This window comes from Winogradskyella maritima, assembly GCF_042650215.1.
Taxonomy (GTDB): Bacteria; Bacteroidota; Bacteroidia; order Flavobacteriales; family Flavobacteriaceae; genus Winogradskyella; species Winogradskyella maritima.
The window spans coordinates 1,841,034-1,861,261 of the sequence record NZ_JBHSAT010000004.1; the positions used below are offsets into that span (position 1 = coordinate 1,841,034).

The 20,228-nt window shown below is 39.2% G+C and carries 17 protein-coding genes; 13 read left to right on the forward strand and 4 right to left on the reverse strand.

Annotation, left to right across the window (positions count from 1 at the left end; genetic code table 11):
- The first annotated feature begins 42 nt into the window (after positions 1–42).
- From ACFOSX_RS09475 to ACFOSX_RS09500, 6 genes are all read left to right on the forward strand, one after another.
- Complete coding sequence (locus ACFOSX_RS09475) at positions 43–501, forward strand: Lrp/AsnC family transcriptional regulator (protein ID WP_386099793.1); 459 nt, start codon at positions 43–45, stop codon at positions 499–501.
- A gap of 17 nt (positions 502–518) precedes the next feature.
- Positions 519–1,157 carry a CPBP family intramembrane glutamic endopeptidase gene (locus ACFOSX_RS09480; RefSeq protein ID WP_386099796.1) on the forward strand — a complete coding sequence of 213 codons (639 nt, stop codon included), beginning with the start codon at positions 519–521 and terminating at the stop codon, positions 1,155–1,157.
- Between the two features lie 98 nt (positions 1,158–1,255).
- Entirely contained in the window at positions 1,256–2,656 is a 1,401-nt protein-coding gene (lpdA, locus tag ACFOSX_RS09485) for a dihydrolipoyl dehydrogenase (RefSeq protein ID WP_386099799.1), read from the forward strand.
- 353 nt (positions 2,657–3,009) lie between these two features.
- On the forward strand, positions 3,010–3,138 hold the full coding sequence (locus ACFOSX_RS09490; protein WP_386099802.1) for a hypothetical protein: 129 nt from the start codon (positions 3,010–3,012) through the stop codon (positions 3,136–3,138).
- Positions 3,138–3,539, forward strand: coding sequence for a hypothetical protein (locus ACFOSX_RS09495; RefSeq protein ID WP_386099805.1), 402 nt, complete (start codon positions 3,138–3,140; stop codon positions 3,537–3,539). Before ACFOSX_RS09490 ends, ACFOSX_RS09495 begins: the two co-directional genes overlap by 1 nt.
- Positions 3,540–3,815: 276 nt before the next feature.
- Positions 3,816–4,997 carry a cytochrome-c peroxidase gene (locus tag ACFOSX_RS09500; protein WP_386099808.1) on the forward strand — a complete coding sequence of 394 codons (1,182 nt, stop codon included), beginning with the start codon at positions 3,816–3,818 and terminating at the stop codon, positions 4,995–4,997.
- Positions 4,998–5,158: 161 nt separating this feature from the next.
- Here ACFOSX_RS09500 and ACFOSX_RS09505 read toward each other — a convergent pair whose 3' ends face one another.
- Positions 5,159–5,896, reverse strand: a complete 738-nt coding sequence (locus ACFOSX_RS09505; protein ID WP_386099811.1) for a LytR/AlgR family response regulator transcription factor — start codon at positions 5,894–5,896, stop codon at positions 5,159–5,161.
- The gene (locus ACFOSX_RS09510; protein WP_386099814.1) at positions 5,889–6,959 is read right to left on the reverse strand and encodes a sensor histidine kinase; all 1,071 of its coding nucleotides are present in this window, start codon (positions 6,957–6,959) and stop codon (positions 5,889–5,891) included. Before ACFOSX_RS09510 ends, ACFOSX_RS09505 begins: the two co-directional genes overlap by 8 nt.
- A gap of 189 nt (positions 6,960–7,148) precedes the next feature.
- Here ACFOSX_RS09510 and ACFOSX_RS09515 point away from each other — a divergent pair, with 189 nt between their 5' ends.
- The 3 genes from ACFOSX_RS09515 to ACFOSX_RS09525 all read left to right on the forward strand — a co-directional run bounded on the left by ACFOSX_RS09515 (position 7,149) and on the right by ACFOSX_RS09525 (position 9,685).
- On the forward strand, positions 7,149–7,547 hold the full coding sequence (locus ACFOSX_RS09515; protein ID WP_386099817.1) for a MotA/TolQ/ExbB proton channel family protein: 399 nt from the start codon (positions 7,149–7,151) through the stop codon (positions 7,545–7,547).
- Between the two features lie 29 nt (positions 7,548–7,576).
- Positions 7,577–8,209: a hypothetical protein gene (locus ACFOSX_RS09520; RefSeq protein ID WP_386099820.1), complete on the forward strand. Its 633-nt coding sequence runs from the start codon at positions 7,577–7,579 to the stop codon at positions 8,207–8,209.
- A 153-nt stretch (positions 8,210–8,362) separates the two neighbouring features.
- On the forward strand, positions 8,363–9,685 hold the full coding sequence (locus ACFOSX_RS09525) for a serine hydrolase domain-containing protein (RefSeq protein WP_386099823.1): 1,323 nt from the start codon (positions 8,363–8,365) through the stop codon (positions 9,683–9,685).
- A gap of 164 nt (positions 9,686–9,849) precedes the next feature.
- On the opposite strand, the gene ACFOSX_RS09530 is transcribed toward ACFOSX_RS09525, so the two are convergent.
- Complete coding sequence (locus ACFOSX_RS09530; protein ID WP_386099826.1) at positions 9,850–11,208, reverse strand: DEAD/DEAH box helicase; 1,359 nt, start codon at positions 11,206–11,208, stop codon at positions 9,850–9,852.
- Positions 11,209–11,212: 4 nt separating this feature from the next.
- The gene (locus tag ACFOSX_RS09535) at positions 11,213–14,719 is read right to left on the reverse strand and encodes a TraB/GumN family protein (RefSeq protein ID WP_386099829.1); all 3,507 of its coding nucleotides are present in this window, start codon (positions 14,717–14,719) and stop codon (positions 11,213–11,215) included.
- Between the two features lie 135 nt (positions 14,720–14,854).
- Between ACFOSX_RS09535 and pabB the strand changes: the two genes are divergently transcribed.
- From pabB to ade, 4 genes are all read left to right on the forward strand, one after another.
- Positions 14,855–16,147, forward strand: a complete 1,293-nt coding sequence (gene pabB / locus ACFOSX_RS09540) for an aminodeoxychorismate synthase component I (RefSeq protein ID WP_386099832.1) — start codon at positions 14,855–14,857, stop codon at positions 16,145–16,147.
- A 3-nt stretch (positions 16,148–16,150) separates the two neighbouring features.
- A complete protein-coding gene (locus ACFOSX_RS09545; protein ID WP_386099835.1) occupies positions 16,151–16,975 on the forward strand; it encodes an alpha/beta hydrolase in 825 nt (274 codons plus the stop codon).
- Positions 16,976–16,993: 18 nt separating this feature from the next.
- Positions 16,994–18,400: a tRNA lysidine(34) synthetase TilS gene (gene tilS / locus ACFOSX_RS09550; protein ID WP_386099838.1), complete on the forward strand. Its 1,407-nt coding sequence runs from the start codon at positions 16,994–16,996 to the stop codon at positions 18,398–18,400.
- A gap of 203 nt (positions 18,401–18,603) precedes the next feature.
- Positions 18,604–20,226 (forward strand): adenine deaminase, encoded by a 1,623-nt coding sequence (gene ade / locus ACFOSX_RS09555; RefSeq protein WP_386099841.1) that lies wholly within the window; start codon positions 18,604–18,606, stop codon positions 20,224–20,226.
- Positions 20,227–20,228: the final 2 nt, after the last annotated feature.

Genomic DNA, 20,228 nt, shown 5'->3' on the forward strand with positions numbered 1-20,228 from the left:
ATTTAGTTAACGGATTCAGATTGAATTAGAAAATAATACAGTATGACTTTAGATAATACCGATCGGCAATTATTGAATTTCCTTCAAGCAGATACCAAGCAGACTACGAAACGTCTGGCACATCAGCTGGGCTTATCTGCTACCGCAGTTTATGAACGTATTCGTAAGTTAGAAAAGCATGGCATAATCCGAAATTATGTGGCGTTGTTGGACCGTAAGAAAATCGATAGGGAATTCGTCGCCTTTTGTCATGTAAAGCTCGTTCAGCATGCTAGGGAGTACGTCGTAAAGTTTGAAAAGGAAATAGCTCAAGTCTCCGAAGTATTGGAGTGCTATCACATCAGCGGCGACTATGACTATCTACTCAAAGTGGTGGTTGAAGACATGGAAGAATTCAGGGAGTTTATGGTAAAGAAATTGACCACAATAAGCCATATTGGGAGCACGCATAGCATGTTTATGATTAATGAGGTGAAACACAGCACGGCGATTAGTCTGTAATGTTTTAAATTTATGCTATGCAAAATCTAATGACTTCCACACGCTATCGTCTTGTAGAATTATTTGTACTATTTGTGTTGGTGCCTGTGAGTTTGGTGCTGTCAATCGGGATACGCACAAAAATAGCCATTGGCCTTATCGGATTTATGTATATTTTAATTGTGATGGCTGGAGTGGAGCGCATCAAAATTCATATTAAAAAAGGTATTGACTGGAAACGCTTTTGGCGACTGACCTTTATGAAGTTTGTAGGTATTGCCGTTATTACAAGTCTTTACTTATTGGCTATGCAACCCGAAGATTTATTCAATGTCATTAAAAACGATTACCGAGTTTGGTTACTGTTTTTGGCGGTGTATGCTTTTCTATCGGTATATCCACAGGAGTTGATTTACCGAACATTTTTCTTCAAGCGTTATCAAGATTTATTCAAGAATCAAAACCTTTTTGTTTTTGTCAATGCCGGCTTATTTTCCTTGGCGCATCTGTTCTTTCAGAATACCTTGGTGATGTTCATCACTTTTGTGGGTGGTCTCTTATTCGCACTGACCTTCCAACGTACAAAATCGACATTTCTGGTTAGTATTGAGCATGCCCTTTACGGCGGTTGGTTGTACACGGTGGGTTATGGCGCTATGTTGGGCTTTCCAGTGTAGGCAGATGTATTTCTGACGTCGTCTAAAATTCAAATTAAAGCATTCGTAATTCATTGGGGAGAATCGTATTTTTGTAGTCTAATTACTAATTCTTAGACATGAAGTCATACGACGTAGCAATAATAGGATCAGGCCCAGGTGGCTATGTAGCGGCCATTCGCTGTGCCCAACTCGGCATGAAAACCGCATTAATAGAGAAATATTCCACCCTTGGAGGCACATGTCTCAATGTGGGTTGTATCCCAAGTAAGGCGCTCTTGAGTTCTTCGCACCATTACGAAGAAGCCACCAAGCATTTTGAAGAGCACGGTATTGAAATCCCAGGCGAAATAAAAGTGAATCTTGAAAAAATGATTGCTCGAAAGCAAGCTGTCGTAGACCAAACTACAGGCGGTATTGACTTCTTGATGAAGAAAAATAATATCGATGTGTTTGAAGGCCTTGGCTCTTTCAAAGACGCGACACATATAAAAATTGAAGGTAAAGATGCTGGCGAAATTGAAGCGAAGAACACCATCATCGCAACTGGTTCTAAACCAAGTAATCTGCCGTTTATCAATATTGATAAAGAACGTGTCATCACATCGACGGAAGCCTTAAAATTAAAGGAAATCCCGAAACACCTCATGATTATCGGTGGTGGCGTGATTGGGTTGGAACTCGGCCAAGTTTATAAGCGTCTCGGTGCAGAAGTCACGGTGATAGAATATATGGACCGTATTTTACCGACCATGGATGCGGGACTTTCTAAAGAATTAAATAAGGTGTTTAAGAAAGCCAAGTGCAAGATGATGATGTCCCACAAAGTGACAGCCGTTGAGCGTAAAGGCGATGAAGTAATTATTAAGGCTGAAGATAAAAAAGGCAATGAAGTTGAATTCAAAGGTGATTACTGCTTAGTATCCGTAGGGCGACGCCCATACACGGACGGATTAAATGCCGAAGCGGCAGGCGTAAAAATCAACGATAGAGGCCAAGTAGACGTGAACGAACACTTACAAACATCAGCCTCTAATATCTACGCGATTGGCGATGTAGTACGTGGCGCCATGCTCGCACACAAAGCGGAAGAAGAAGGCGTATTTGTGGCGGAAACCTTAGCCGGACAAAAACCACACATCGATTACAATCTAATCCCAGGTGTGGTATACACTTGGCCAGAAGTAGCGGCCGTTGGTAAAACCGAAGAAGAATTACAAGAAGACAAAGTCGCATATAAAGTAGGGCAGTTTCCTTTTAGAGCCTTGGGTCGTGCCAGAGCCAGTGGCGATATTGATGGTTTTGTGAAAATCCTAGCCGACGAAAAAACCGATGAAGTCTTAGGCGTTCACATGATTGGTGCCAGATGTGCCGACCTTATTGCCGAAGCAGTGACCGCAATGGAATTTAGAGCCTCAGCCGAAGATATTTCACGCTATTCCCACGCACACCCAACATTTGCCGAAGCGATTAAAGAAGCGGCCTTGGCAGCGACTGAGGATAGGGCGTTGCATATATAATGTAAGAACTTGTCATTGCTGCGCAAGCAGGAATCTCATAAATAGAATAAGAGCAAGCCGATTGGCTTGCTTTCTTGTTGGTAACTGTTTATAAGTCTTTTTGTTAGGCTTTTGGGAATGTTATTTATAAACCTAAATTTGTTTATCGATTTATTAAATTAATCAAAGCTTATTTTTTCAAATAACAATAAATAGTAGAGGTCGAAAAGAGACGAATTAATAAAAATGCGTAATTATTGAAAAATACGGAAAGTCAAATCGAAATAGATATCGACCCCTGATTTACAAAATTTTGACAAGCATTTTGCGAAAAAAAGAAGTTTATTTAAAAAGAGGCACTAGGCCAATTTAATATGGCAAAAAAGAATTCACCAAAGAAGGACTCTTCAAAGTCTGGAAATAAAACAAAATTAAAGCAACACAAACGCTCGGCTCCTGATGGAAGAAATCAAAAAGGAACTGGACCAAGACAGAAAAAATAATGGCTAAATCAAAATTATCCGAATTTAAAGAGGACTATTATTTTTTTACAGGAAAATTAAGTGACATTAATAGGCAAATTGCTTTTGCTGGAATCGCACTTATTTGGGTATTTAAAAAAGGAACAAATACCGAATTTCAAATTGATAATGCCCTTATTTTACCTGCGATTTTGATAGTTAGTGCATTGGCTTTTGACATGTTTCAATACATTTATCAGTCAGTTGTTTGGTCGATTTTTTACACAAGGAAGAATAGAAGACATAAATCTGAAGAAAAAAAAATCAAATCTCCTGAATATTTGAATTATCCTTCCTGGGTATTTTTTTTCATTAAGGTTATACTTGTCTTAATAGCTTATTGGAAAATATTTGACTATTTATTGGGGAAATTTTTAAAATGACTAAGGATTAATCCAGCTAAAAAAACTTTAATCCTGATAAATTCGTGCCAATCTATCTGTCATTTCGAACGCAGAGAGAAATCACACATCAAACAGAATAATGAGAATCCTCATCGCTTCGAAAGCTATGAGAACTCTTTCGGAAGGAAGCAGTACCTAAATTTGGAGGAGCTCTCGGTTGGTGTCAGTAACGTCATAAATAAGACAAATTCCCTTTAAATCGATATTAAACCTTTTTTTTTAGTTTAGTCTAACCCAAAACTAAACTTAACTTACATGTGCTTCACCCAATCGCTTCGTTTAACGTTATCAGTCTTATGTTTTATAGCCATTACATCCTGTGCTGACGACAATACCTATGAACCTATTGAGGACAGTGTTCTTAATTTGCCAGAAACCCCTTTTGATTACATCAACCTAAACTTACCGAGCCATTTTACCAATAATGTGGCTGGCCAACCCTTACCAACCTCAATTAATGGTTTAGATAACACGCCAGATGACAACCCCACAACCAATGCGGGGGCGACTCTAGGACGTGTTCTGTTTTATGACAAATCCCTAAGTGCTAACGGTACCGTAGCCTGTGCCTCTTGTCATAAGCAGGATGAAGGCTTTTCGGATAGTGCCGTATTAAGTCTTGGCTTTAATGGAGGTACAACAGGGCGACATTCTATGACGTTGATAAATTCTAGATATTACCAGCGCGGTCGTTTCTTTTGGGATGAAAGAGCAAGTACTTTAGAAGAGCAGGTGCTGATGCCATTTCAAGACCCCGTGGAAATGGGTATGACGCTAGAGCAAGTGGTAAGCACGGTTCAAAATCAAGAGTATTATCAGCCATTGTTTGAAGAGGCCTTTGGTACAGCTGATATAGACAGTGATAAAATCTCAAAAGCCTTGGCCCAATTTGTACGAAGCATTGTAAGCTATAGTAGCAAATATGACGAAGGCAGGGCGAGTGCGCCGTCTCCAGGTGCCAATTTCGCTAATTTTACGGCAGAGGAGAATTTGGGTAAGAATTTGTTTTTTCAAACCATTCCCAATGGTGGTGGTGCCTGTTTTGGGTGCCATACTACGGAAGCCTTTGTAAGTGCTAATCCTGGGCCACAGAATAACGGATTGGATGTTGCCTCCGATACAGACCAGGGTGCCGGGTCAGTATTTACGAATCCAATTTTTGTAGGCCGATTTAAAACAACGAGCTTAAGAAACATTGAATTAACCGGTCCCTACATGCACGATGGCCGTTTTACTTCTTTAGAAGAGGTAGTGGAGCATTACAATAGCGGTATCCAGGCGCACCCTACATTGTCGCCAGCATTAACCGATGAAAACGGAAATCCTGTTCGGTTGAATTTTACTGAAGCCGAAAAAAACGCTTTGGTCGCCTTTCTTAAAACCATGACGGACAACAGTGTAAGTGCTGAAGAGAAATGGAGCGACCCATTTAATTAGAGCGTAAATTATTGACCGATTCCAACGAGGTAAGTTAATCTGAAAGGCGAAAGTTTCGTTTTTTGTCATTTCGAACGCAGAGAGAAATCACACATCAAACAGAATAATGAGATTCCTAATCGTTTAGATAGCCATCGGAACTCTATCGGAATGACACAGTTCTAAAAATCTTCTAACCGTTCCAAAACCCCAACCTTATAACTCCGACTAATCGTTAATTCAACATCACCCAAAGTCACAGACTCATTGGTAAAGGAACTGATATGCGACAAGGCTACAATATATGAGCGGTGGATGCGTAAAAACTGCTGTTTGGGGAGTTTAGCTTCAATGGCACTAATGGTTTCTCGGGTAACTATGGTTTCACTTGTCACACTGAGCGCAGTCGAAGTGCTTTTTAAATGAAGTTTCACATAATCGCTATAACTTTCCACGTAACGAATGTCTTCAAAATTCGCTTTTACCATACGTCGGTCAGAACGCACGAAAATAAAATCGTTATATTCTGAAGATGTTTCGGTCTTTAGTTCTGGAGTCGTATGAATCTCAATATACCGATTGACGGCTTTAGACAAGCGTTCAAACGAAATAGGTTTCATGAGATAGTCCACGGCTTGCAAATCAAATCCCTCAACGGCATAATCGCGATAAGCGGTTGTAAAAATGATTTTAATATCGGAGTTGATGGACCTGGCAAAAGCAATCCCAGAGACTTCGGGCATGTTGATGTCCAAAAAGACAAGGTCAATGGCTTGGTTTCGGATGAAGTTGAAAGCTTCAAATGCATTTTTGCATTGACCAACCACCGTGATGCCTTCCATCTTAGACAAGTGCGTTTCAATGATGTCGCGCGCTATAGATTCATCGTCGACAATTAAGCAGTTGATGGATTTAGGCATCGGTTAATTTCGGTTTAAGTTGAAGGCTTAAATTAACGCAAAATTCTGATGCGGTTTCAGAAATAACCAACTCATGCTGATTCTTATACAACAGATTTAAACGCTTTTTGATATTCTCAAGACCGATACCTGATGTTGTATTTTCAGACGGAGCGTGCGAATTAACGATGCTAAAATTGATGTGATTTTCCGTGCATTCAAACTGAATATGAATCATCAATGTCCCGTTAACAATTGTACCGTGTTTAAAACTGTTTTCTACAAATGGGAGAAAGAGCATCGGCGCCACATATAAGGATTTTGAGCAGTTTGATTTTTTCAAATTCACTTTAAGCGTGTCCGAAAAACGCATCTGTTCTAAACTTACGTAATCTTCAATATGGTTGATTTCTTCAGACAAATCTACCGTTGGTTTATCGACTTGATACAGGAGATAATCCAGAAGATTGGAGAGTTTTAAAATCATGTTTGGCGTGTCTTCAGACTGCTTCAACGCTGAACCATATAAAGTGTTTAGCGTATTGAATAAAAAATGCGGATGTATCTGCATTTTCAGGTATTTCAATTCCTGGTCTTTCAGTTTAAGTTGGGCCTCTAGGATTTTTGCTTCGAGTTCAGCGTTGTATTTAGACTGTTTTAGATTCAATTTTAAGAGCTTAAAGGCGCTTATGATAATAGCCACTAAATAGATGCATGCCATAATAAATATGGCGTTTCTTGAAATCCCAAGAATTTTGGTAAACCGAAAATCAGTTAGGTAGGCAATGGCGAAAAATACAGAAATTACCACGCCAAACGTTGATATGATGACCGTATAAACGCTGTAAAGACTGAATAAAAAGTAGCGTTTTGTGATAAGGTAATCTGGTATTAGTTTGTAAATGCAAACATAGGTCGTCCCAATGGTAACGGGCATTAGAAAGAGCGAAAAATAAAAGACATCGCTGTCCACGGTATTATCTGCGTCAAAAACCAATACAAAAAAAGCGAGCACACTTAGCCAAAGCAAAAGGTGCAGACCAATGCGTTTCAAGTGTTTTATATTGAATTGAAATTGTGCCAAACGTGTAAATTAGACTACAATAATAGTTTATTTATTATTGCGTTGGGCGCTTTAGAGACGAACGACGGAATTAAGACCCGATTCAACATTTTGGTTAAATCGCGCTTAAAATCGGTCATTGGTCGCATTATAAAACTTCACTTGGTTTTTGATATTATGTTTGTGCTTTAACTAACAAAATTCATTGATATGACACTATTTACAATTGCTACCAACGAAATTGCCAAGCGCATGAGCGAAGGTGGCCCTTTTATGTACATCATTCTTATCTTTTTACTATTATCCATCTTCTTTGCAGTCATGGCCTTTGTTAAACGTGGCAAAGACGAAACAGCCTCCAAAAAGATGATTGGTTTGGCTGGGGACACCTGCTTATTGGCTTTGGTATTGGGTTGTTTGGGTTCAGTTGTTGGGATTATTGTACTGTTTGATATGGTAGAGGCAGTAGGTGAGCCAAATCCGGCTTTATTTTCTGGTGGTTTGAAGGTATCAATGTTGACCATCGTTTTTGGTATTTTTGCTTTTACAATCGGGCGCCTTTTCATATTAGCTTACAAATGGAGTGCGCCTTCTGAAACAGCATCCTAAGTTTTTAAATCATTCAATAACTATTCAGTATGAAATATCCATTTTACCGTCTAACATTTCTTGTTCTAATCGTATTATATATCTCTTGTGGGCAGAATTCCAAATCTCAAAATTCGTCCGAAAGCGAACTCATAAACCGTGTGAACGCCGTACAAGAGCAAATTATGGTTCAAGGCAATATGTCTGAAGAAGAGGAACAAGCCTTGTTAAGTCTGTGTAACATTATATCAAAAGATGACGGTTTATCAAATGTCAGTACTGAAAACCAGATGGTATTGAGAGATGTGGAAACTGCACCTATTTATGAGGGCTGTGAAGAGCTGACCAACGAAGAAACCGAGGAATGCTTTAAGACTAAAGTAGCATCATTCGTAAAGAGAGAGTTTAATTTGAATTTATTAAGAGATTTAAACCTATCTGAACCAAAGCAGGTAGATGCATTTTTTGTCATTGATCAAAGCGGTAACGTTGCGGGTTTTAAAGTAAGGGAGTCGGAAGTAACCATTCAGGGAGAAATCTTGAGAGTACTCAGAAAATTACCTGTAATGAAACCAGCCATTCACAATGGGAAACCTGTTTCTGTATTATGCTCAATAATCGTAACCTATGGAGATGATATAGACATTGAAGTTGTTTATGTTCCGGAAAGGCTAGATGATTAGACGTTGTAATCAATTGATGTAAATCAAATAAAGCGGTTGTTGTCTTGACCTGCTTTACCTGACACCATTCAAAAAATCATCAATCTAAACACAGTTTGTCAGCATTTAAGTTGATGAACAGGAAATAAACACGCTAATCTTAAAAATTAAAACATGAAAAAAATACTATTAAGTTGCTTAATGCTTTTTGCCGTAAGTACAATCAAAGCACAAGATTTTAGTCAGCTAGATGACCTTTTACATCTTTTGGAAGACAACAATAAACTCATGGCAACCATGACTATTACACAAGGTGGAAATGAGGTTTATGCCAAAGCTGTAGGCTTCGCTGATGTTGAAAACAAGGTGGCCAATACGCAAGACACTAAATTTAGAATTGGTTCCATAACCAAAGCATTTACGGCAGTAATGATTTTTCAATTGATAGATGAAGGTCGGCTGACTCTAGATACTACACTGTCTAAGTTCTATCCTGATGTGCCAGGTGCTTCAAATATAACTATCGCCCAAATGTTAAGTCATAAAAGTGGCTTATTCAATATTACCAATGACCCTAAGTTTGGGGAATGGATGTTGAAAAAATCCACAAAAGTTCAGATGCTTAAACGCATAAAACCCTATGATTTAGATTTTCAACCTGGTGAAAAAACAGAATACAGCAATACCAATTATATTTTGTTAGGATATATCGCTGAAGACTTGGATAAGAAAAACTATTCAGATATTCTGAAAGCTAGAATTACTGATAAAATAGGATTGAAAAACACCTATTACGGCGGGAAAATTGATGTCACTTCCAACGAAAGTCAATCCTACGCCATTGCTCTTGAGTATTGGGCAAAGCAACTAGAAACGGACATGTCTAACCCAGGCGGTGCAGGTGCTATTGTGTCAACATCCAAAGACTTAACGCTGTTTATGAACGCTTTATTTTCAGGGAAATTAATATCTGCTTCTAGTTTAGAGGCCATGAAGAAAACGGACAACAATGATGTCTGTCATGGTTTGTTTTACGCCAATCTCAATGGTATGGATATTTACGCCAGTGAAGGTGGTATCGATGGGTTTCAGTCGGTTTTGGTTCACGTTCCAGCCATGCAAACCACCATTGCTTTGGTGGCCAACGGTTTGGACTATCGCAAAATAGATATTATGATGTCTGCCTTTATGGTATCAGCAGGACAGCCGATTAAGCTTCCAACATTTACAAGTATTCAATTAACCGAAGCTCAAGTGAAACAGTACGAAGGCGAATACGCCTGCGACGCCGTACCATATAAACTTATTTTTAAGGCCGATGGCACCATATTAATGGGCGCTCCTGAGCAGAGTAATCTTAAAGAACTCACACCAACTAAAGCGCATCAATTTACGTTTGACACTTTGGGTATCGTCGTTGATTTTAATCCAGAGGACCAAACCTTGGTGTTTACTAGAGGAGAGGAAGCACCTTTAAAATTCAAGCGCTTAGAGTAAGCAAGTTCTAAGAAAAAGGACAATCCGTCCAAAATCAGTTCATAGTGACTAGTTGGTTAGGCGAACCGTTTTAAGTTAATTCTTTGCGGTTCGCTTTTTTCCATTTAGAACATCAAGATCCATTTTGAAGTTCTTTAGCTTTGAATGTTTAAAAAAAAAAAGCCTTAACGCTTCTTATTCTTATTGCGACGGTTGTAGTTTTTATCGCCTCGGGTCTTCGGCTTTTTGTATTTCTTGGCGATTTCCCTTCTGTAAGACCCTCCTAAATTTTCCTTTTTGTTTTTGTCTTTCTTTTCATGGAAGGCGGGGCCAGGGGCATCTTCATCGCCGTGCTTCAAAGGATTATAATGCTCTTTTATTTTTGGCTGTTCTTCGGGCAGAAGTTCTTTTGAAATCTCAACGTCTTCGGGAATATCTGCTACTTCAATACTCATGTTCATCAACCTTTCAAGACCTTCTTTAGCCTCTTGTTCGGCCTCAGTGGAAAATAGAATGGCGTTCCCTTTTTGCTCTGCACGCCCAGTTCTACCGATACGGTGCATGTAGTTTTCGGGATAATCTGGTGTGTCAAAATTTATGACATGGGACACGTTTTCAATATCTAATCCACGCGCCATAACATCCGTGGCTATGAGTAAGCGTTTTTCACCAGCCCTAAAATCCTCAATGCTTCGCAGTCTGTAATTCTGCGTTTTGTTGGAATGGATGACACAACTCTCATCATTAAAACGCTCTTCTAAAGCATAGAATAAACGGTCAGCCATCTTCTTATAAGCGACAAAAATCAGGACTTTATGAAATGTCTCTTTATCTTTTAAAAGGTGCGTGAGTAGGTTGAGTTTGCTATAGTAATTGGGAATATTATAGCTAAGCTGAGAAATATTTTCAAGTGGTGTCCCCGAAACGGCAATGGAAATTTTTTCGGGATTCCTAAAGAAGTCGGTAATTAATTCATCAACATCTTTTGTCATAGTGGCCGAAAACATGATGTTTTGTCGACGTTCGGGCAGGATATCGAAAATATTCAAAAGCTGATGTCTAAAGCCAAGGTCGAGCATAATATCCACCTCGTCAATAACTAATTTCTGAAGACTCTTCAATTGTAATACACGGCTAACAGCCAAATCGTAAAGTCGACCAGGGGTTGCTACAATAATATCCTGACCTTGAGCCACGGCTTGTTTTTGTGTGTTGATATTCGTTCCGCCATAAACGCCTAAAACACGGTTGTTAATGTATTTTGAAAGCTTTTCAATCTCAGAAACCACTTGAACGACTAATTCACGAGTAGGTACCAAAATCAGAACTCGTGGATTCTCTTGTTGTGAATACTTTAAATTCTTCAAAATAGGTAACATGTAGGCGAAGGTTTTTCCCGTACCCGTTTGTGCAATCCCCACCACATCACGACCCGATGCCACAACATTAAACGCCTCGGCCTGTATGGGCGTCGGCGCCACAAAGCCCAAGTCGTCTATTGCGTTGTAAAGCGGTGTGTTAAGATTAAGGTCGTGAAAAGTCATTCTTCTAATTATATTTTAAGTAACTCTTGATGTAAGTTTTGGCTTGTGATTTCCAATCCTCTTCAATTAAATCCCAATCGCTATAACAGTCGAACTGTGCAAATTCACCTTCATTGAGTTTTATGTCACTGATTTCAACGATTCCTATGTAATCTTCATCGCCTTCGTCCGTACTATACGTGATTTTTATGGAGGCAAAGTTACGGTCTCCGTCTTTGATAGTCCCTAAATGTGTTAAGTTTTTTGGTTCGCCATATTCATTAACACCGTAATTGAACATGGAAAGCATGCTGAATTCTTTTGTTTTGTAATACGATTTAGGTACTTTATTAAACGCGTCGGTCTTTAATATAGCTTCCATAAATTCAAATCGTGTATAATAATCATCAATGTAGCGCTTAAACGTTTTGTCATCAATCTTAAGATCTGCATTGAGTCTTGCAAGCAGTGTTCGCAAACGTAGCCAGCTATCACTATCGCTATCTAAAATGTTTTGTGTAATTGTATCGATTTGGTTCGAGTCGTAGCTATGACTGTTTAAAATATTCAAATAAGCGTGCATCAAATCACTCTTGGCATTTGCAAGGGAATCTGAGGATGAGTAGACCTTCCAATCTTCAGAAAAATGAGTCATAGCGACTTCAGTTACTATTCTTTTATCTGCTGGAGTTAATTTATCGCTCTGTACCATATCGTCAATGATATTTAAGACAGATGGTCTAAGTGATTCATCATTAAGTGTATTTTTTAGTCTGTTAAACTCACGAAATGCAAAGGGAATAGAATCTTTAAACGTCCGTAACATGCCATATTTATAGCTCTTTGCCTCGGTTGGTAAACCTTGATCCATAAGTTTAATAAAGCTGGCGGTACGTTTATCATCTTCAATATCTGGGAGTGTCGCCAAAATCAACGCTCTGGTTTCGTCAGTAGTCTCTGTATTAGCATAGGCTTCTTCCAATACACCTAGGGTATTTTCATTATGTATCAGTGAAAATTCATCCACTATTTCTTGTCTGATGCGCTCGGTTTTTCCATTCGGAAAATCATCAGACAAGGCTTTGTGAAGTTGAGGGAGTTCGTCTTTTTGAAACTCGTAATAATCAAAAGCATAAAGCGCTTTTTGCTGTATCAGCGTGTCATTAGATTTTAAATCATTAAGAATAAGGTCAACTTTAGAACTGTAGACATCAGTTTTCTTAGGATTAGGTTTTGGGCTTAGTGACGAAATAATCCTATACGGTGTGCCTGTCGCTACTTCTTCATCATTAATATATGAGGCAAGAAGAAACACGCGGCCTTCATCCAACCTAATATTGTATTGGGTTAAGTTAGGCGCAGCAACACTATTTTTTTGCTTTACACTGATTTGTAAGGTGGAATCTTGATTCTTTAAGATGTAACGTGAGTCTACGATAGTATCTTTCCAATTTAATAAGCCTTCTTTGTATTCTTCGAGAAATTTAGTTTTTGATTTTAATCTAAAATAAGGTCTAAGATCACTGTAGGCCATATGGTAAACACCACCCGTTATTGGGTTTTTGGAATAGAAATCGTTAGAGTTTTTAATATAAATATCGTCATAGCCTGTACTATCAATATCGATTTTAAGTTCCTCAAAAAAATCCATTGTTAAGGCTTTGTTTTCTAAGGGCTTGAATTTGAAATCTTTGTTATCGTAAGGCAAAAATTCAAGCTCATTAAAGAAGATATCATCCGTATCAATGCTGTCGCCCAACTTTAAATTCTGCTTCATCATTAAATAGGTGCGATTACCTCGTAAGTACACCCTGATGAATGTGTGGTATTTGTTTTGAAGCATCACTTCGTATTCTCTTCCTTCATAACCCTGCAACTCAATTTTTCTGATGTTGAGCATTTCGCCCTGATTTTCGTAGAGTTGTTTACTTTCCTCAAACATGTCGTTACTGCTTGTGGTAAAATAGCCAAGTGGATGGTCATTATAGCGGTAAAGGTAATTGGTGTTTTGTTCCGCATCAGGGCTAATAAATAAGTTCAAAACATAAGGGTCAGAGGTCGGGGCTAAAGGGTTGGGGAGCTCCCGTCTCATAGGTTTTGGTGGTGTTGGGACAGAGATTTTGAATCCTGCTTCAGTATATACCTGGGCCTTCCAATTCGTTTTTAGCGATTCTTTCTTTTCATGGCCAACGACATCAATGGATTTGAAGAATCTTTCGATAGATGTTGATGTTTTTGTTTTGGAGTTCGTCTGAAAATAGTATACGTAATTGTTCTTAAAAATAAGTCGTCCATTGATAAAGACCCCATTTTTGTCGCTAGCTTTGATGGCGTATATGAGACGGTCTTTTAGACTGTCCTTAGTCTGCGACTTTATGGTGCCACCACGTTTTGTAATTACATTCTCCAAAAATTGATTGCTGATTACGTCTTCCTGGCCTTCAGGCACTTGGTAGGGAATTTCCATGCCCAAAAACATAAATACATCTTTGGTATACATATTACCATAACCATGTATTTTAAACAGTCCAAAATCCTCTTCGTAATTTGGGACTTTCGGAATTTGAACACTGAAGTTTGTAGTACTGTCTCTGAACGTATGCCAGCGCGTTTTGGAGTCATCTATTTTATAGGTATCGGCAACCCCCGTAAATGTTGCTGGCATGCGAGTAACCGTATAACCTTCATTTCTCAACAAACTAATAAGGCCATTGTCTCCAGGAAGATGCGCAGCACCTACAGCTGCAAAAATACTGCCTTTGGCCATGTATGAAATAATGCTGTTCTTCATCACTATATTACGATCTATGAATTTAGGGTCGTCTAGCATGCTAGAGGATGCGTATTCTGATATTTTTTCTAGATTACCAGTACTGTAGATGTCCGCAACCTCCTCTCTCACAGCACCAAATTCCTTAATACTCTGGTTGAGATAGCTCTTAACGGATTTTATTTTTTCCTCTCTAGTTAAATTTTTAAAATGGTCGATTTGTGTTAATGGGTCTTCAAGCCCTACAAGTTCCTTTTGTAGTGTTGATGCAATACCGTAGAGGTACATATCAACAAAGGTTGATTTGTCATCGCTCTTTTCAGGATCTGGTGTAATTGCCGAGAGTACGGCATAAGGGTCTTTAATGCCAGAGTCAAAAAGCGAAACGTTGTTCATGGTTTCGTAGCGTTTCAGAAGTGCTTTAAAGTCTCTTTCGTCCAACAATTCTTTATAAAACTCATAGGCAGAAACCTCATAAGTTTTTTTAGAATAAATGTCTATCATGTCATCTGGATCAATTTCCAAAGCAAAATATTTGGAAGATGCAATAGCAGGCATAACTGCATCACTAAAGTTAAAGACCTTGGCATCGTCAACGTGCATAGTGCCGAAGAGATATGAAACTTCTTCGGATTCTTTCGCTTCAATCTTCCATAGAAGTGCGTACTCTTGATTGTCTTGGGCGAACAAGTATAGCGTTGAAATGATAAAAAAGGAAAATGATAATATGACGTTAAGACCTCTGTTAAAATGTAAGCGCATTCCTTGATTGGTTTAGTTTAGAATTATAAATATAGCCGTCAAAGATGATGAATGTTTTAATAATCTGAAAAAGTTTTAGTTTTTTGAAATCTAAAATCGACACAAAGGTCAAAGATTCTATTTATTTTTGAAGTGTTGAGAACATCAAGGACATACAGCTTAGCCAACTTAAAAACACTCAAATCCCAACTCCTGCAGTGGGCACAATCTTACGATGATATAGTTTGGTTAGATTCCAATAATCATGACGACAAATATGTGTCGTACGAAGCCATTTTGGCAGTGGATGCCTTAACCGCAATCCGCTGTGATTTTTCAGACGCTTTTGCACGTTTAAAGGAGTTTCAAGAATCCACGAACGACTGGATTTTCGGTTATCTAACGTACGATTTAAAAAACGACATTGAGGATTTAACCTCTTCGAATTTTGATGGTTTGAAGTTTTCGGACCTGTATTTTTTTCAACCAAAGAAACTGATTCTGATTTCAAAAGAGCATATTGAATTTAGATATATGAACGCTGTTTCAGACGAGGTAGAGATGGATTTTAATGCTATTCAAACTATTGAAACGCTGAAGTTCGAAACCCAAAACGACCCCATCAAAATTAAATTGAGGACTTCAAAAGATTCGTATTTCGAAAAAGTAGGGCGGGTCCTAAAACACATCCATCGTGGTGATGTTTACGAAACCAATTTTTGCATGGAATGCTATGCTGAAAACGTAACCCTTCAACCTTGTGACATCTTTGAAAATCTGAATACCATTTCAAAACCGCCATTTGCCACCTTCCTAAAAATGGAAGACAAATATATTATGTCTGCATCGCCAGAACGGTTTATCAAAAAGATGGGGTCTAAAGTCATTTCGCAACCTATCAAGGGTACAGCGCCACGTTCAAAAGATGGAGAAGAAGACAAAAGACTAAAAATTGAGCTTCAAAATGACCCAAAAGAGCGAAGCGAGAATATTATGATTGTTGATTTGGTGCGAAACGACTTGTCCCAAACCGCCGAGAAAGGTTCGGTAAAGGTTGAGGAACTTTGTGGCGTGTATTCCTTTCTTCAGGTGCATCAAATGATTTCAACTATCAGTTCTCACGCTAAACCTGAATTTTCGCCTGTAGACATCATAAAATCCATGTTTCCCATGGGCAGTATGACGGGCGCTCCTAAGATTTCGGCGATGCAAATTATTGAGGATTTAGAAGATGCCAAACGCGGTGTTTATTCGGGTTCGGTGGGTTATATTGACCCCGATGGTAATTTTGACTTTAATGTCATCATCCGGAGTATTTTGTACAACCAGAGTTTAAAGTACGTATCTTATTCCGTCGGAAGTGCCATCACGGCAAAAAGCGACCCATTGAAAGAATATGAAGAATGTCTCACGAAGGCAAAAGCCATGCGAACCGTTTTAGAATCTTAAACCATGCAAGAACAATTTAAATTCAATCTACATCATCACGATTTAAATGCATCAGCTTGGTTGCCTGTCGACCCAAAAGCTGTGGTGGTCTTAGTACACGGGCTTGGTGGCCATAAACAGCGTTTTGAGGATTCAGTCGTCAAATACCTAAATCAAGCTCAGATTGCAGTTGTGGCTTGCGACCTTTACGGCCATGGAAAAAGCGACGGTAAGCGAGGTGATAACCCAGGATACAATACCTTGATGGATTTAATTTCCCGAGTCGTTGTAGAGGCTAAAAAGCGAGTAGGGAATGTGCCCTTGTTTCTATATGGTCATAGTCTGGGTGGCAATTTGGTGCTCAATTACAGCTTACGGAAACCTAAAGGCATCGCAGGGACAATTGCTACAAGTCCTTTTTTGAGAACAGCTTTTGAGCCACCTGCTTTTAAATTGAAACTAGGGCGCTTTCTTAAAACCGTGTATCCATCCATGACCTTGGATTCGGAGTTGGATGTAGAAGCTATTTCCAGAGACCCAGCGGAAGTAATGCGCTATAAAAAGGATAAACTTATTCATTCCAAAGTCAGCCCACGCTACGTCTTTCCTATTTTGGATGCTGGGAAATATGCCTTAAAGCATGCCAAAAACCTGAAAGTACCAACGCTGATTTGTCATGGTACTAAAGACCGACTGACCGATTATAGTGCCAGTGAGGAGTTTGCCTCACAAACGGAGTTGGCTACCCTCATCCCTTTTAATGGTGCGTATCACGAATTGCATCATGATTATTGCAAATCCGAACTAATCGAAAAAGTGTTGGGCTGGTTGGCCGAGCAAATCGCTTAAAACCGCTATTTTTGAAGCGTGCTAGAACAATTTCAAAATCATATTGAAACCAATTTTCCTTTTCTGAAAAACACCCGATTGTTATTGGCGATTTCGGGTGGTGTGGATAGTGTGGTTTTGGCCGATTTATGCCATCAGTTAAAGTTGAATATGGCTTTTGCGCATTGTAATTTTAATCTGCGAGGTGCCGAGAGCGATGCTGACGAAGCCTTTATTGAAAACCTTGGCGAAGCATTAGAGACTGAAGTATTTATCCAGCATTTTGATACGAAAGCTTATGCTGAGACAAATAAGTGTTCCATCCAAATGTCAGCGCGAGAGTTGCGTTACGATTGGTTTAAGGATTTAGCGCAACAACTGCATTTCGATTATATCCTAACCGCACACCATGCCGATGACAATCTGGAAACCTTTCTGATTAATTTTATGCGAGGCACTGGGCTGAACGGCCTAACGGGAATTCCCATTTTGAATGAAAATATAGCCCGTCCGTTATTGCCTTTTTCTAGAGAAGCTATTGAAGCCTATGCAAAATCACAAAGCATTCAATGGCGAGAAGACAGCTCTAACGTCTCTGTAAAATACCTTCGAAATAAATTACGGCATGATGTCATTCCAATTCTGAAAGAGATTAATCCTCAAGTGTTGGACACCTTTCAAAAAACCTTGAAGAACCTGAATGATACTGCTGACATTGTCACAGAAAGTACGCGAGCAGTCACGAAACGCGCCCTGGTAAAAGATACCACGCAAGAAAAACAGTACGCCATTTCAGAATTCAAAAAAGTGAATAACCCAAAGGCATATCTTTTTCAGGTGTTTAAAGAATATGGCTTTTTTGAATGGGATGATGTTTTGCATTTACTCGATGCCGAATCAGGAAAACAAGTACTGTCCCGAACGCATCGTTTGCTAAAGCATCGGGATGTTTTGATATTATCTGAATTAGATGAGGCTAGCCCAAATGTAGAAGCCATAACAATTGAAAATATAGATTCAGATATTGAATTCCCTTTAGGGAAATTAAGGTTTAGAACTTCAAATTCTGAAGCGGAAACCGATAACAATAGTATCCTTTTAGACTTAGAAACCCTCAAATTCCCCTTAGAACTTAGGCCTTGGCAAGAAGGTGACCGATTCCGGCCTGCAGGCATGAAAGGCACAAAAACCATCAGTAAATATTTGAAAGATGAGAAGCTCTCACCACAGGAAAAAGAAAACGTGTGGGTGTTGACCTCAGATGAAGAGATTTTTTGGGTCGTAGGGATGCGACGGAGTGGGAAATACGAGCCCAAAGCCCCTCCTCCCGAAGCGTCGGGACTACCCGAAGGGGAGGAACGCTTACTCGGTCGTAAAATTCTCTGTGTAGACTTTGAGCCTATTGGTGAATCCCGACGCTTCGGGAGTGAAATTACTATTAAATAAAATGAATTGTATAAAATTAGAATAAGTATGTCAGGCTGAGCGCAGTCGAAGCCTAGTTTAATATGGTTCTTTATTTTTCACTTCGACTATGCTCAGTGTGACATAAAGCTTTGATTTGTATGATGTGGTTGGCCTCCAATGACCTGTATTGTATGGTTTTGAGAAAATAAATAATAAATAATAGAAATAGAAAATACCAAAATTTGAAAATAAAAGGAAACATCGTCGACATAACTAAGCGTCGCATCTATAAAGGCGAAGTCACCGTAGATAATGGTATTATTACAGCCATTGAAAAAAAAGACTGTGACGAAACGCAATACATTTTGCCTGGCTTTGTCGATGCACATATTCATATTGAAAGTTCTATGTTGGTGCCTTCAGAATTTGCGAAGGTTGCCTTAAAACACGGTACAGTTGCCACAGTTTCCGACCCACACGAAATCGCCAACGTCCTTGGTGTAAAAGGTGTGGACTTCATGATTGAAAATGGTAAGCAAGTCCCGCTAAAATTCAATTTTGGAGCGCCATCTTGTGTGCCTGCAACCTCGTTCGAATCTGCTGGGGCCGTGATTGATTCCGAAGCCATAAAACATCTCATGGTCAATCAGGATATCAACTATTTAGCGGAGATGATGAATTATCCTGGCGTTATATATGATGAAGCCGAAGTCTTAAAAAAAATAGAATGGGCCAAACATTACAATAAGCCTATTGACGGCCATGCCCCTGGATTACGAGGGGATGATTTAACCAAATATATTAGCGCAGGAATATCAACAGACCATGAGTGTTTTACGTATGAAGAAGGTCTAGAAAAACTGCAAAAGGGTATGAAGGTCATCATTCGTGAAGGCAGTGCCGCCAAAAATTTTGACGCCCTTATCGATTTGGTACCAGACCATTTTAAAAATATGATGTTCTGTAGCGATGATAAGCATCCAGATGATTTGCTCATTGGCCATATCAATGAACTCTGTGCAAGAGCGGTTGCAAAAGGTGTTGATGTATTTACAGTCCTTCAAATGGCCTGTATCAATCCGGTGAAGCACTACAATTTGGATGTCGGTTTGCTTCAGGTAGGCGATGTAGCAGATTTTATTGTTGTTGAAGATTTAAAGGACTTCAAGACGCTTCAAACAATTATCGATGGCGAGGTGGTTTTCGATGGTAAAACGGTACACTGTCCTAAAATTGACTTTGAAACCCTAAATAATTTCAATACAGAGCCAAAATCCATTTCAGATTTTAGAGTGGAAGCGACTTCAGATAAAATTCGCGTGATTGAAGCCAAGGATGGTGAATTGGTCACGCAAGAGCTAGTCTCAAAACCCAAATCGGAAAATGGTCACATCGTTTCGGATGTTAAACATGATATCCTTAAAATGACCGTCGTCAATCGCTATAAAGACGATATTCCAGCTATGGCTTTCATCAAAAACTTTGAATTGAAAGAAGGTGCTATTGCTTCCTCGGTAGGCCATGATTCTCACAACATTATTGCTATTGGTGTTTCGGATGACGCTATTTGCAAAGCGGTAAACGCCATAATTGAACATAAAGGTGGAATTTGCACAGTAGATAATGACGGTATTGATGTGGTGCCACTTCCAATAGCTGGAATCATGAGCGACCAAGATGCCGAAACTATTGGGAAAGCTTATGCCAGATTGGATGCTAAAGCCAAAGCGCTAGGAAGCACGCTTAAAGCGCCATTTATGACCTTGTCGTTTATGGCATTATTGGTTATTCCTTCGCTAAAACTCAGTGATAAAGGACTGTTTGATGGAAATGCCTTCAAATTCACTCCGCTTCAAATTAATTAGGA